Origin of the sequence: Bacillus sp. B1-WWTP-T-0.5-Post-4, from assembly GCF_009183795.1 — a bacterium.
GTDB classification, from domain to species: Bacteria; Bacillota; Bacilli; order Bacillales; family Bacillaceae_G; genus Bacillus_A; species Bacillus_A cereus.
Genome location: NZ_WEIJ01000006.1, coordinates 196,162 through 211,253, shown reverse-complemented (window position 1 = coordinate 211,253; position 15,092 = coordinate 196,162). Strand labels below are relative to the sequence as shown.

Genomic DNA, 15,092 nt, shown 5'->3' with positions numbered 1-15,092 from the left:
CCCTACCTTTCTAACTTGGGTACATTATACAAGGCAAAAAAGAAAAAAACCAGCATAAAAGCTGGTTAAAAGTCGAAATAATTTCTTTTTAATAGACGCGGTCTTCCCATTAATTCTTCATATGTTAGTTGTTTTGGTAAATCTTTCGTGTAAATTAAGAATAATTGATCTTCAATTTCTTTTACTGTATGGTCTGATTGATAGTCCATCCCGCACGAGGAACAAGAAATACATGGTGTCTCTTGGATTTCAATGGCTTTCGTACCATCTGGTAATTCCCAATATACAGTATTCAAGCTTTCTTTCGCTTCTGTACTGTCACACCACATACAATTCATACTGCATCACCCTCAGTTTTTTTGTCGTTTTCTTCTAACTTAGCCATTTGTGCTTGATATTTTTTATCTTTTAATTGATCGCGCTTATCACGTTTATCTTTTAAAGATGCATGAGTATCATTATCTTCGTAGTCTTTACGACGGTTCATACGCTGTAAGTCGTCTGGAACGAGGTTAAATTTCTTATCGCTCATAAGACCTGCGATACCAACATCTGAACGTTTTTCTTCGTAGTTCGGATAAATCTCTTTAAAGTATCCTTCCGCTCTTCCTGGAATATAGCTCTCTGGCTCTGGATACGTCGTAATAACACCTTCAAAGTTACGAAGTACAACTTTATCTGCACTTTGTGAGATTAAATAGTTTGGCTGAAGTGCAATTTTACCGCCTCCACCTGGCGCATCAACAACGAATGTCGGAACAGCATAACCAGATGTGTGTCCACGTAAACCTTCAATAATTTCAAGACCTTTAGATACTGGTGCACGGAAGTGACCGATACCTTCAGATAAGTCACATTGATAAATGTAGTATGGACGTACACGGATTTTTACTAAGTCATGCATAAGTTTTTTCATAATTGGAACGCTGTCGTTAATACCAGCTAAAATTACTGCTTGGTTTCCGACTGGAACACCAGCATTCGCTAACATTTCACATGCCTTTTTCGATTCTTCAGTAATTTCAATAGATGTATTGAAATGTGTATTTAACCATACTGGATGGTATTTTTTAATAATGTTACATAAGTTTTCTGTAATACGTTGTGGGAATACTACTGGTGCTCTCGTTCCGATACGAATAATCTCAACATGCGGAATCTCTCGTAAATTTTTTAATACATATTCTAAAATTTTATCGTTAATTAGAAGTCCGTCACCACCGGAGATTAATACATCTCGTACTTGTGGCGTTTCACGAATATAAGCAATTGCATCATCTAATTGTTTCTTCGGTACACCCATTCCAATTTGTCCACTAAAACGACGACGTGTACAGTAACGACAATACATAGAACATTGATTTGTTACTAAGAATAGTACACGGTCCGGATAACGATGTGTTAGCCCTGGAACTGGTGAATCTTCGTCTTCGTGAAGTGGGTCTTCTAAATCATATTTTGTTTTATATAACTCTTCCGAAATCGGTACTGATTGCATCCGAATCGGACAGCGTGGATCATCAGGATTCATTAGCCAAGCATAGTACGGTGTAATGTTTAACGGGATCGTTTTCGTTGAAATTTTAACGCCCTCTTCTTCTTCAGGTGTTAAGTTAATCACTTTTCTTAAGTCATCTAACGTTTTGATCGTATTCGTTAATTGCCAAACCCAATCATTCCATTGCTCTTCAGTAACATCTTTCCATAATTCGATATCCTTCCAGTGACGATTTGGTTTGTATACATCATGTAACATTGCTATTCCCCCTTTTTATACGCTCATTCTTTATATAAGCAATAGTTATGCCAACTTTACATTGTTGATAAGTAAATGTGCGGAGAACCCTATTACATAAGCGAAAAAATATTTTTAAGCGTTGTATGAAATCAATACTTAACATCATATTCATTACTTTTTATATATGTAAACGCTCTTTTATTGGTGCAAACACACAAAAACCGCCGATTATTCGGCGGTTTTGTCGTACTTGCTCAGTTTATATTGAAGCGTTTGACGAGGGATACCCAACATTTTTGCGGCTTGTAATATATTCCCTTCCGTTTCAATCAACGCTTGATCTATTAATTCTTTTTCTGTTTGATGAAGTGCTTCTCTAAGTGGCATTATACCCTTCTTCTTCGAAAACTTCTCTTTCCGAAATGTACGTGGTAAACAATTGGCTGTTAATGTATTCCCTTCTGCAATAATAACAGCATGTTCAATCGTATGTTTTAACTCCCGTACATTTCCAGGCCACTGATAAGCTTGCAGTCTATCTTTCGCTTCCTCATCAATTTGAAGTACACCTTTTTTATAACTTTTATTATATTCTTTCAAAAAATAAGATGCTAATAATAGTACATCCTCAGTTCTTTCACGAAGCGGTGGGATATATAATGAAAATACGTTTAAGCGATAATATAAATCAGTGCGAATTTTATTCTCTCGTAAACATATTTCTGGAGGCTGGTTCATCGCGGTAATAACACGAACATCTACTTTTCTCGTCTTATTATCACCAATTCTTCTAATGACTCCATCTTCTAACACTCGTAACATTTTTGCCTGCAAATCAAGAGGCATTGAATTCAGTTCATCTAAAAATAATGTACCACCATCAACAAGTTCAAATAGCCCAGCTCTTTCAATCGCTCCCGTATAGCTTCCTTTTGTCGTTCCAAACAATAAACTTTCTAATAGCGACTCTGGTAAAGCTGCACAGTTTTGTGCAATAAATGGCTTGTTTTTTCTTTTAGAAGCTTCATGAATTGCTTGTACGAACAGTTCTTTTCCCGTTCCTGTTTCACCATATATTAAAACATTCGCGTCTGTTGGTGCTACTTTTTGTGCTAACTCTTTCGTCTGTTTAAACCGCGTATCATTTGTCACTATCGTCTCAAATGCAGCGTGCTTTTTAATCACTTTTTTTCTAGATGATCGCTTTATTTTCGACTGTAAGTCAACAATTGTGTCAGTAAGCTTTTGAATTGTAGAGTAATCCTTTGCAATTTCAACAGCCCCAGCAATATTCCCATCTATAAAAATAGGTAACGTCGTATTTACTGTACAAACATCTTCACCATTTAAATTTTGATAATGTTGTACCTGATGTACGATAGGTTTTTTTGTATCTAGTACTTTCATCAATGTACTCGTTTCCCTTGATAAAGACGGGAACGCTTCTAACAGATGTTTCCCTAACACTTTTTCAATCTTCGATCCATCGTGTTTTGCAGCTACAGAATTATAAAATATTGTAATTCCATTTTCATCTACAGCGTGTATAGCCTCATCAATACTGCCCAAAATCGCTTCAATGACTTCTTGTGTCGAAACTGCTAGCAATGTCATCCCCCCTCTTGCCGAAAATCCAGCAATTACATGCCGAATTTTCGGCACACCTATGTGCGATTGTAAGCATGACGATTCCGTTCTATAATTTTAATCAATTTTATATTTTCATTAGATAACTCGAAACTCTAATTAGTACGGCTTTTTCAAACACCCAGCTCCACCTAACTGTTTTGCTTTACAGCCAAATTTTGAGGCGGAAGTTTTACTGCTTTCGAATAGCTAGATAGATCTTTCACCCATATATTCATATCTTCCAACTTATCGAAAATGTAGCAATTATTCGCCAGTCTTCCTGTATACGTATAGCCTAATTGATGAAAGGCAGCATTCATTCCGAAAGAAAGCGATCGAGCAATTGTATAGGAGCAGAAAATAGATCTTTCTTGAAGTTCTTCCTCTAATTTAATTAGTAAACTTTTCATAAATCCATGTTTACGGTATTCAGGTAAAGTAGCACAATTCGTTAATTCTGCATTCCCTTCCTTTATGTTCATTTCTGCAGATGCTGTACTAATAATTTTCCCCTCAAATTCATACACGTAGTAAATTGTATCGTCTTCTTTCATCGTCTGTAATACATAACTCGCTTCATTTAAAGGTGTCGGATACACTTCAAATACTTTTCCGAATACAGTTGCTAATTCTTCTGCATCTTCTTCAGTCGCTTTTCTCAGCAAAAATTTCTCTGGAACTACTTTTTCTTTTATTTCTTTTCCTTTTACACCGCTTAATATAGTATCTTCCTCAATCCAATGCATACTATTTCGTCTTTCATCATTATTATATTTCACAAAAAAGTATGCATCGTGTCCTTGAAAATAATGAGGTATCGTTGCTTCCAACAAAAAACCGAAAGAGAGCCATGTTGAAACATGCTCTCCCTTTCCTTTAATAATACATTTAGTGAAAGAATGTTTCTCTGCTAGTTCGTCAATTGTCTGTATAATACTTTCAACATTTCCTGTATAGTGATCTACCCGAATACGCTTATTAAAATAATCTAAAACACCTTCTACTGTATAACAATTCGTCTGTTCTCTAAAAGATTCATAGTATTTCATTTTTTCACCTCACACCAATCTAGTAATGTACATGCAATAATTTTTGCGGCAGCTATCATTTTATCAACTTCTATATATTCGTTTGGATAGTGTGCTACTTTCGTCTCTCCTGGACCAAATACTATTGTTGGTACGTTTGCAATTTGTGTAAATAAACCTCCATCAGTCCCCCACGGAGATGCTTCAATAATTGGTTCGTTCCCTTCGATTTCAACAAAGTTGTGATGAAGTGTCGTAATGAGTTCATGATTCTCTTCTAGTTCACCAGGAACCCATCTCGCTCCAAACCATTCTACTTCTACTGGATTTTCAACAAACCAATTGTCCACATCATTTAATTCAGCAATCCAATTCTCAAACTCTTCTTTTGCCGCCTCTATAGTCTCATTCGGCGCAACACCGCATCTTCCTTCTAAAATTAATTCATCGGGAACAGAACTTGGCCAACTCCCTCCTTCAATTTTCCCAATGTTAATTGGAATTGGAATCGGAATTTCTTTAAATAACGGATCTGTAATTCGACTATTTCTTTTCTCCTCTAGCTTTCTTACATGTTCTATAACAAACATACTTTTTTCAATTGCACTAACCCCTTCATAGCGCGTTCCACCGTGTGCAGCTTTCCCTTTTACACGTAGACGAAACCACATGGAACCTTGTTGTTTCGGGAAAAACTTCATATTAGTAGGCTCCGGAATAATGACACCATCTGCCTTATATCCTCGTAATATAGTTGCCAATGTCCCTGCTCCGCCACTTTCCTCTTCTATTACACTTTGAAAATAGATGTCTCCTTTTAATTCAATGTTAGATTCAATAATCGCTTCCATCGCAAGCATAAGTGCGACATTTCCGCCCTTCATATCCGTCGTTCCACGGCCATATATACGATTTCCGATTTTCTCACCGCTATAAGGATGATGTTCCCACTGATTCACATCCCCTTCTGGAACTACATCAATATGCCCATTCAATATCATAGATTTCCCGTCGCCACTTCCTTTTAAAGTTGCTACAATATTTGGGCTATCTGAAAAACTTGTACGGGGTGATACAAAATAAGGATGATCTTTCATTTTAGAAAAAGAAGGCTCCCATATATCGAGCTCTAAACCTAATTCACGTAATTTTTCAATCACAATTGCCTGCGCACCGCTTTCATCACCAGATACGCTCTTTTCTTGAATTAATCGTTTTAAAAATTTCACACTTTCCTCTTCATGGCTCTCAATATAATCACAAACTTGCTTTTTTAATTGCTCCATATATTACATCTCCCTTCATTCAATTACTAGTAAGTTAGAACTAATTTGAAAATCAGCTTCTGTATGTCGTTTTATATCTTCTACTGTGTATGGGCTCATTAATTCTTGTAATATAAGTCCACTCGGAGTTACCTCCATGACTGCCATATCAGTAATAATTAAATCTACACATTTCTTTGAAGTTAATGGCAATGTACACTCTGAAACAATTTTTGCATTTCCGTACTTATCAACATGATTCATTACAACAACGACCCGCTTCGCTTTTTGTGCTAAATCCATTGCTCCACCAATACCTGGAACACGTTTTCCAGGTACAATCCAGTTTGCTAAATCACCATTTTCACTTACTTGTAATGAACCAAGAATCGTTATGTCTAGCAAACCTTTTCGAATCATCCCAAACGCTGTGCAGCTATCGAAATAACTCGCTCCTGTTATAAGAGAAGTTGGTAAACCTGCTGCATTACACAAATTTTCATCTTCATTCCCTTTACTTGGCGTTGGTCCCATGCCGACGATTCCATTTTCCGCATGAAACATAACATTTATGTCGTCAGGCAAATGATTTGGTACAAGCGATGGTATGCCAATACCTAAATTTACAATCATACCATTTTGTATTTCTTTCGCCGCACGCCTAGCAATCTTATCCCTCACTTCTACGCCCATACCCATTTCCAGTTCACTCCTTCCGACGGTACAATATAATTTACGAAAACACCTGGAACGACAATTTCCTCTGGATCTAAACTTCCAAGCGGGACTATTTCTTCTGCTTCTACAATTGTTATATCCCCAGCCATAGCTACATGGGGATTCATATTTCGTGCACTTTTGTCAAATACAAGATTACCAAACGGATCTGCCTTTTTCGCATATACAATTGAAACTTCAGCAGTTAATGCTGTTTCAACTAAGTAGGTCTTACCATTCATTTCAACTGTTCGTTTTCCCTCTTCCACAATCGTATCAACACCAACATCAACTAAAACACCACCAAGACCAACGCCACCAGCGCGAATACGCTCTGCTAATGTTCCCTGCGGAGAAAACTCAATTTGTAATCTTCCCTCGTTTAGTTGCCTTCCTGCATTTGGATTGGAGCCAATGTGAGAAGTAATTATTGATTTAACTCTTTCATTTGTAACAAGACGACCGATACCTACATCAGGAAATCCAGTGTCATTTCCAATTAAATTTAAATTTGTGACGCCTTTTTCTAAAATTGCCTGTATTAAAGATGGAGGGGATCCAATCCCTCCAAATCCCCCAAACATCAATGTCATATCATCATGGAACAAAGAAATTACTTCCTCAATTTCTTTTAATTTACCGAATGTATTTGTAATAGTTGTCATGCGATACTATGCCCTCCTTTTTGCATCATCTCTTCCACACTTTTAGAGAAAATTGAAAGTAATTCATCTAACTCGGAATATGTAGTTGTCATTGGCGGTGCTACAAGCAGTGCACTATCTTCTTTTCCTGCTTGCCCTGAAACTGCTTGGTATAAAAGCAGACCATTTTTAGCTGCAACTGAAATAAGCTCTGACGCTTTTGTAAACGGTTGCAATTCTACTCCGATTAGCAACCCTTTTCCGCGCACATCAGCAATGATTGTCGATTGTTGCTGAACTTTCTGTAAGCCTTTTATTAAATACTCTCCCTTTTCTGCTGTTTTTTCAGGAAGATTATATTTCTCCATATATTCAATAACAGCTAAAGCCGTTGCTGCAGACAATGGATTTGCACTTAACGTATGACCGCTCATTACTGAACGTGATCCACGTAATATTGGTTCCATAACACGATCACTTACAACTGTCGCTGCCATCGGTGTATATCCCGCTCCTAACCCTTTACCAAGTGTCATAATATCCGGCTCTACGCCCCAATGCTCCATCGCAAACCATGCTCCAGTACGACCAAGCCCAGTCATTACTTCATCCGCAATAAATAAAATATCGTAATGGTCGCAAATCTCTTTAATGACTTTATAATAGTCTTTCGGCGGAACAACCGCGCCTCCAGCTGCTCCGATAATCGGCTCAGCAATAAAAGCAGCAATATGCTCTGCACCAATTCTTTCAATTGATCTTTCTAGTTCAGTCGCACATGCCAGCTGACAAGTTGGATATACCTTTTGAACAGGACATCTGAAACAATATGGAGCTGGTATAGTCGGATAATCTTCCAAAATAGATACGAAACGTTGTCTACGTAGTGGATGCCCAGACATCGATAAAGCACCCATCGTAATACCGTGATAACTCATCCATCTTGATAAAATTTTATGTTTCCCTTGAATACCTCGCTCTTGAAAATGCTGAATTGCAATTTTCATAGCTGTTTCATTCGCTTCCGTACCACTATTTACAAAAAAACTCCAGTTCAAATCTCCTACACTTAAATCACTTAACTTCTTCGCTAATTTTTCAGCTGGTTCACTCGTAAACTGTGATCTATAAACGAAAGCAATCTCCTCAGCTTGCTTTTTAATAACGTCTGCAATCTCCTTTACGCCATGCCCAATACCTGCCGTAATTGCTCCTGACGAACCATCAAAATATTTATTGCCATTTTGATCATACAAATAAACACCTTTTCCATGTGAAATCATTGGATACGGCTGACCAACAAGTGGCTTAATTAAGTAATCGCGCATAGCGCTCCCCCATTTCTCCAATTTGTATATATATATGAAGAAAATTGACGTTTCTTTCATAAAAAAGAATCCTCTGCAAAAGCAGTGAATTTATCAAAAAACTATTATAAAATATACAAATGAGTGCTTAAAAATTTTTATAAAACAGAAAATTCAGAACTAAAAAACGAAGACCAACCCTTTTCTATACGCCCAAATAACCCTCCTTTTTATATGAAATGACTACATCACCAAATGTTTTTATAGCATAATGCCAGCTGTCCTTAAATGCCGACATTCTGTACACTTCGACGGAACTCCCGTTAAACTCCTTCCTATTATCCTACTTTAAATTGCATATTTTAAAACAAATTTCGACACCCACCTTACTAATCAATTCAGATTCCTATTCATTATGTAAACTTTTCAGTTTTAAACTATAAAAAAAGAACCGATTAACCACACTAATCAGTTCGTCATGACGCTCTCTTATGGGTTAATACTGTCAATTGCTAAAATAAATAGAAAAATGAAGTTTACAAATTCATCCTACAGCCTATAACACAAAACCTTTTCATAACTTCATTCACAATTACTATCGGGATATCCCTATCCCGAAGTGGCACTCCTTTCCTCAGATTCAAAGTATCTTTCCTTTATAATTTATGTAGGACAATTATCACTTTGTATGTGTATTTGCCTATAATTAAAAAAATCCCTAGTTTTCTAGCGATTTTTGGACATGTATTCAATATGTTAATTGAAATGCACTTTCAATTTGGCATTTATTTTACTTTCGTACAGTCATATGTACTGCTTTACTCTGCGAAATTCTCGTAAGCACCAGCACCTCTTTATGAAAACATATTTGTTGTCAATTTTTAATTTTCCCTTTATAAAATCATTTTTTTTGCATAACCGCTTTCTTGCTTCGCATATAGTTTTAATGATGACAAAGGAGGAATGTTCATGTCTCAATCTGAAATCGAAAAATATGGACAAGAAGTTACACAATACGAACAACTCGCACGTTACTATCAGTTTCGTAATCCTAAAAAATATATAGAATTATATATGAAATATTACGATGCACTATCAAAACTTGTACAGGCTTATGAAACAAGAGACTCACAAGAAGCTGCTTTACCGTCACATATAAGAATTTTTCATGCCGATCCAAATATACCAGCGGTTGACATTTTAGTAAACGGACAAACGGTTATTAAAAATATTTCATTTAAGCAATTCAGCCCTTATTTATCATTAGTGCAAGGTAAATACCGTATAGATATTGTTCCTGTCGGAAATGAAACTCCAATCTTTTCAGCGTTGGTACCAATAATGGGAAATCATACTTATACTCTCGCTGCAATAAATAGTGATAATCACCTACAATTACAGCCTATACTTGATAATACACATTTACCAGCTGGTCAAGCCAAAATACGGTTTGCACATTTCTCTCCAGATACCCCTGTTGTAAACGTAGATTTAAAAGATGGGGATCATTTATTTGAAAATGTGCTCTTTAAACAAATAACAGATTTTTTGCAAGTTAGCCCTGGTACAGCAGATATTGAAATTTCACTCGCAGATAATAAAAACGTTTTATTGACTATACCGAAATTCAATGTTGAACCAAATGTTATTTATACAATTTCAATAGTAGGTTATTCAACTAAAGATCCTAAATTAGAAGCCGTTATACTCACAAATTAAAACAGTCTACACCATTCATTTGGTGTAGACTGTTTATTTTTGAAATGCAATTTGAAATTCTGTCCAATCGTTATCTGATCGACACATAATGGATCCATTATGTTTTTCCACAATTTGTTTACATACAAATAATCCAATACCAGTTCCTAACTTTTTAGTAGTTACAAATGGTTCAAAAATCGTTTCTACATTTTCAGCTGGAATCATTGGTCCATTATTTTTTATCACAATTCGAATAGCTTGATCTTCTTCAAATACATCAATGATAATTTTTCGTTCTTCTTTCATTGATTCAAGAGCATCAATTGAATTCATTAATATGTTTAAAAATACTTGCCTCACTTCACTCCGATAACCAACAAGCGGAATTGGATACGGTAAATTCTTTTCAATCAAAACATTCGCATTGACCAAACTCGGATATAAGAATTGTATAATGTCTTGAAACAAGTCATTAAGCCAAAACCGTTCCGATTCATTCCACATTTCTTTTTTCGATACGAGTAAAAATTGCGAAATACGAAAATTTAATTGATCTAATTCATGCGAAATAATATCTAAATACGATAAACTCGGATGATCCGCCTTTAATAATTTAACAAACCCCATAATGGAAGTAAGCGGATTACGAAATTCATGTACAAAACTAGCTGACATTTGCCCTAAAATCGTCAGCCTTTCTTTATGTGTTTCGTTAATATATTGCTGTTTTTCCTCTAAATTCTTCGATATAATTTCCGAGTATTTTAAAACGGTATAATAAATTAATTTGTCAAAACAAGTATGTATTTTTGCCATAATTGGTTTCAATTCACGAGCGCTAACATCTAATTCACACATCGCTTCGAAAAGTTCATTTCTTCCCACGTTTGCGTTATAAACAAAATCTCCAATATTCGCATCTGCTCCAGCACGTTCAATAGCAATTTTCTCACATAACGGTTGAAGATAATTTATATCTTTATCTTCCATAGTAAGTTCGATAATTAACTCTAGTAAATCCTCTCCATTTTGAACTACTTCTAGTTTAAATGGATCTTTTTCGGAAATTATCATTTTGTTTTTCCAGTTCTCTACGAATTGGTGCCTATTGTTTTTCAAGTGTGAACAAAATATTTCTTTAATATCCTTATCGATTGGAAAAACCTCCATTCCCTCCATTTCCATACGACGAATACCCTTTATATTTTGAATATTAACACAAAAAATACGATTCGTTAATAGATTTTTGTCACATTTTGTTAATTTCTGTTGATAAAATTATTTTTTCTTTCTTATTTAACTAATTGTATACAAATCCCCTTTTTCCTTCACATATTTTCATTATTTCCGTAGTCAAAACGACTTTTTTTTGCATCATTTTTAATTCTTGCGTACAATAGAAAATGAAAGGTGTGAAAAATATGGTAAATAAAAATGTGGAAGATTATCTCCAAGAAGGCATTTACGGCCAAAAGCAAAACAAACCAGAAGAACGTAATATGTATTTAACTACATTACGTGAGCGTGTGGAAATCGCTTTAACAATCGGTCAAGTAATGCAAAGTAATGTATACTCTGAAGTGGCGGGTAGCATGCGCTCTTCTCAATCATTACAACTCCTCCTAAATGGTGGCATTGCTTACCCACATTTATCAAAATACATTAAATTAGCAAACGAAAAAAATGTTCCTTTTACAATTGTTCAAAATAAAGATACAAAAACACCAATCGGTTTAGTATTAACTCATGCTACTGCTATAGATAAAGAACAAATTTATGTAGAAGATACTATTTTCAAACAAGAAATGAAGTAAAAGTTACACTTAATTAAATAGTTACTAGAAGCGTAAAAAACGAGTATGGAATCGTAAACATTTCCTACTCGTTTTTTAGTGCAAGTTTTAAGTTTTTCCACTTTATTTTTTAATACATACTAATTTCATTTCTGTCATTTCTTCTATTGCATATTTAATTCCTTCGCGTCCCGTGCCACTTTCTTTCACACCACCATAAGGCATATGATCTACTCTGAACGTTGGAATATCATTAATCATGACACCACCAACCTCTAGCTCATCAATTGCACGCATTGCTTTAAATAAATTATTTGTAAATACTCCTGCCTGTAAGCCGTAACGCGAATTATTTACTTGCCCAATCGCTTCATCAAATTCTTTAAATGTATTTACTGTCATGAGTGGACCGAATACTTCTTGGCACTGCACAGATACATGATCTGGAACATTTGTTAATACAGTCGGTTCAAAAATTCTTGCATCCCGCTTCTTACCACCGCATAAAACAGTTGCTCCTTCCTTAATTGCTTCTTGAACCCACATATCAATTCGCTCTACATCTCTTTTTGAAATTAAAGCTGATACATCCGTTTCCTCAAGCAGTGGATCACCAACAACAACTGATTCCATCGCTTTCTTTAGCTTCGAAAGAAATTCATGCATTTTCGTTTCATGTACAAAAACACGTTGTACTGAAATACAAACTTGCCCATTATTAACAAATGCTCCCCATTTTACACGTTCAATTATTTCATCTGTTAACTCTACATCTTCATCAATGATAACAGCAGCATTTGAGCCTAGTTCTAACGTAACTCGTTTTAGCCCAGCCTTTTGTTTTATTCCGATTCCAACTTTTGGACTTCCGGTAAAAGTAATAGAAGCAACGTAATCATTTTTGACGATTGCCTCACCAACCGTGGAGCCAGGGCCAGAAATGATATTTAAAGCTCCATTTGGCAATCCTGCCTCTTCAAATAACTCAACTAATGCATAAGATGATAATGGCGTTTGATCAGCTGGCTTTAATACAACTGTATTTCCGGCAGCGATTGCTGGTCCAACTTTATGCGCTACTAAATTTAATGGGAAATTAAATGGTGTAATAGCCCCTATAACCCCAATCGGCTTTCGGATTGTATATGCAATACGCCCATCTGCACCAGGTGCGGCGTCTAATGGCAATGTCTCACCATATATACGCTTCGCTTCTTCAGCTGCAAATTTGTATGTTTGAACAGTACGATCTACTTCTCCCCTTGCAGCACGTATTGGTTTTGCAGCTTCTTTTGCAATAATCTCTGCAAATTCTTCTCTTCTTTCATCCATTTTTTGTGCAACTTTCTCTAAAATAGTCGCACGATCATATGCAGATAATGTATTCATTTTTGTCATTGCATTTTTTGCAGCGGTAACAGCCTCTTTTACATCTTCTTCCGTGCCTTGTGCAATTTCCGCTAATGTTTCTTCAGAATATGGTGCGTATAATGGTTTATACGTGTTTACAGATTTCCAATCTCCATTTATATATAAATGCTTTTTCATACTTCTGCTCCTTCCAAATATATGTATACAACAATACTTCACCTAGTGAAAGGTTTGACTTATGTCATTGTATCATAGCCCTTATCCCTCAAAAAACATTATGCTCAAAAAAACTCTGCTATATAGCAGAGTTTACGAGCTAATTTGCTCTTGTAACGAAATTTGTTTTTCATCTTCTAAAATAACAATCGATTCTACTATCTTTGTAACTTCTAATCTTTTTATATAATGTCCATCTAATTCTTTCACACAAAACTTATAATTTTCAATTTCAATGGAATCCTCTTCAGCAATCTCTATATTCTTCGTTAAAATCCAACCACCGATTGTATCAACACCATCATCATCAATCCCTAAACCAAATAACGTATTCACTTCACTAACAAGTACTTTTCCCTCTAGTATCGTCTTCGTTTCACTAACTTGTTGAATTTCTGGCTGCTCATCCGTATCAAACTCATCCTGAATATCTCCAACAATTTCTTCCAGAATATCTTCAACAGTAACAAGTCCAGATGTTCCACCATATTCATCTATCAATATAGCAATATGTGTTCTTTCTTTTTGCATTTTCAAAAACAAATCATGAATTGGAATAGAATCGATAACTAAAATAATTGGTCTCATATATTGCTCTACTGTCTTCTTATTAACAGCTTTATGTTGTACAAATTCAGTAAAAATATCTTTAAAATTCACAAAACCTATTACGTGGTCTTTGTCGCCATCAACAACTGGATACCTTGTATATTTTTCACGAGACATTTTTTGCAAAGCTTCTTCAGCAGGCATCTCTTTACTTATAATATTCATTTCAGTTCGAGGTACCATTATTTCTTTTGCAATCCGATCATCAAATTCAAAAATTTTATTCACATATTTATATTCAGATTGATTAATCTCACCATTTCTATAACTTTCTGAAACTAACAACCGTAATTCTTCTTCTGAATGAACCTCATCATGCCCCTTCGGCGGTTTCAGCCCTAGCAGCTTCGTAATGATTCGAGCTGAACCATTTAATAGCCAAATGAATGGGAATGCAATACGATAAAAGAAAATTAACGGTTTAGAAACAAGCAAACTCACTTGTTCAGACTTTTGAATTGCAAATGTTTTTGGGGCCAATTCCCCTATTACAACATGTAAAAAAGTAATTAACAAAAATACTAAAATTACAGCAAAAATGTCTGCTAGTTGAGTAGAGATATTCCAATTTGCAAAAAGCGTATCAAACATTTGCTTTAACGCAGGTTTACCAAACCACCCAATTCCTAAAGCTGTAACAGTAATTCCTAGCTGACAAGCAGATAAATATTCGTCTAAGTTTGTAATGACTGTTTTGACCGATGTTGCACGATTATTTCCTTCTGCAATTAAATAGTCAATTCGTGAACTTCTCACTTTAACAATTGCAAATTCTGCTGCAACGAAAAATGCCGTTAAGGCAATTAAAACAATCACTATACTTATACTATATATGTCCAAATACTTTTCCTTACTTACTTTGTAAGCAAGGAAGCCACCTCCTACTTAATTTTATTCAAGTGAAGTAAGCATTCTAATACTCTAACAAAATTCTACATTAGCAACCACCTTTTTATATATTATATGCATACATAAAAAAGATATTTATCATTATGATAATCTAATTCATTTACACTCGTCAAATTATTCTAAATGTTACGATAAGACATTTTTATTTAAAAGAACTATTCTCCT

The 15,092-nt window shown here is 35.3% G+C and carries 13 protein-coding genes; 2 read left to right on the top strand and 11 right to left on the bottom strand.

The features are described from left to right. Positions 1–65: 65 nt before the first annotated feature. From GBN91_RS19545 to GBN91_RS19510, 8 genes are all read right to left on the bottom strand, one after another. The gene (locus GBN91_RS19545; RefSeq protein WP_000995763.1) at positions 66–338 is read right to left on the bottom strand and encodes a YokU family protein; all 273 of its coding nucleotides are present in this window, start codon (positions 336–338) and stop codon (positions 66–68) included. Next, positions 335–1,756 (bottom strand): lysine 2,3-aminomutase, encoded by a 1,422-nt coding sequence (gene kamA, locus GBN91_RS19540; protein ID WP_000902142.1) that lies wholly within the window; start codon positions 1,754–1,756, stop codon positions 335–337. The genes GBN91_RS19545 and kamA overlap by 4 nt, the downstream gene beginning before the upstream one ends. 210 nt (positions 1,757–1,966) lie before the next feature. Then, the gene (gene rocR, locus GBN91_RS19535; RefSeq protein WP_011110073.1) at positions 1,967–3,352 is read right to left on the bottom strand and encodes an arginine utilization transcriptional regulator RocR; all 1,386 of its coding nucleotides are present in this window, start codon (positions 3,350–3,352) and stop codon (positions 1,967–1,969) included. A gap of 164 nt (positions 3,353–3,516) precedes the next feature. Continuing rightward, entirely contained in the window at positions 3,517–4,416 is a 900-nt protein-coding gene (gene ablB / locus GBN91_RS19530; RefSeq protein ID WP_000878594.1) for a putative beta-lysine N-acetyltransferase, read from the bottom strand. Then, the gene (locus GBN91_RS19525; protein ID WP_000436698.1) at positions 4,413–5,681 is read right to left on the bottom strand and encodes a peptidase; all 1,269 of its coding nucleotides are present in this window, start codon (positions 5,679–5,681) and stop codon (positions 4,413–4,415) included. Before GBN91_RS19525 ends, ablB begins: the two co-directional genes overlap by 4 nt. A 15-nt stretch (positions 5,682–5,696) precedes the next feature. Continuing rightward, positions 5,697–6,359, bottom strand: coding sequence for a CoA transferase subunit B (locus tag GBN91_RS19520; protein WP_000525277.1), 663 nt, complete (start codon positions 6,357–6,359; stop codon positions 5,697–5,699). Continuing rightward, positions 6,344–7,042, bottom strand: a complete 699-nt coding sequence (gene atoD / locus GBN91_RS19515) for an acetate CoA-transferase subunit alpha (RefSeq protein ID WP_000208102.1) — start codon at positions 7,040–7,042, stop codon at positions 6,344–6,346. The genes GBN91_RS19520 and atoD overlap by 16 nt, the downstream gene beginning before the upstream one ends. Then, positions 7,039–8,349 carry an aspartate aminotransferase family protein gene (locus tag GBN91_RS19510; protein ID WP_042866874.1) on the bottom strand — a complete coding sequence of 437 codons (1,311 nt, stop codon included), beginning with the start codon at positions 8,347–8,349 and terminating at the stop codon, positions 7,039–7,041. The genes atoD and GBN91_RS19510 overlap by 4 nt, the downstream gene beginning before the upstream one ends. A 948-nt stretch (positions 8,350–9,297) precedes the next feature. Here GBN91_RS19510 and GBN91_RS19505 point away from each other — a divergent pair. Further along, on the top strand, positions 9,298–10,047 hold the full coding sequence (locus GBN91_RS19505) for a DUF4397 domain-containing protein (RefSeq protein ID WP_016122443.1): 750 nt from the start codon (positions 9,298–9,300) through the stop codon (positions 10,045–10,047). Positions 10,048–10,080: 33 nt separating this feature from the next. On the opposite strand, the gene GBN91_RS19500 is transcribed toward GBN91_RS19505, so the two are convergent. Then, positions 10,081–11,214, bottom strand: coding sequence for a BA2291 family sporulation histidine kinase (locus tag GBN91_RS19500; protein WP_000425086.1), 1,134 nt, complete (start codon positions 11,212–11,214; stop codon positions 10,081–10,083). A 236-nt stretch (positions 11,215–11,450) separates the two neighbouring features. Between GBN91_RS19500 and GBN91_RS19495 the strand changes: the two genes are divergently transcribed. After that, the gene (locus GBN91_RS19495; protein ID WP_000247558.1) at positions 11,451–11,843 is read left to right on the top strand and encodes a YueI family protein; all 393 of its coding nucleotides are present in this window, start codon (positions 11,451–11,453) and stop codon (positions 11,841–11,843) included. Positions 11,844–11,945: 102 nt separating this feature from the next. On the opposite strand, the gene GBN91_RS19490 is transcribed toward GBN91_RS19495, so the two are convergent. Further along, a complete protein-coding gene (locus GBN91_RS19490) occupies positions 11,946–13,370 on the bottom strand; it encodes an aldehyde dehydrogenase family protein (protein ID WP_000716460.1) in 1,425 nt (474 codons plus the stop codon). A gap of 132 nt (positions 13,371–13,502) precedes the next feature. Further along, the gene (locus GBN91_RS19485; protein WP_000356250.1) at positions 13,503–14,858 is read right to left on the bottom strand and encodes a hemolysin family protein; all 1,356 of its coding nucleotides are present in this window, start codon (positions 14,856–14,858) and stop codon (positions 13,503–13,505) included. Positions 14,859–15,092: the final 234 nt, after the last annotated feature.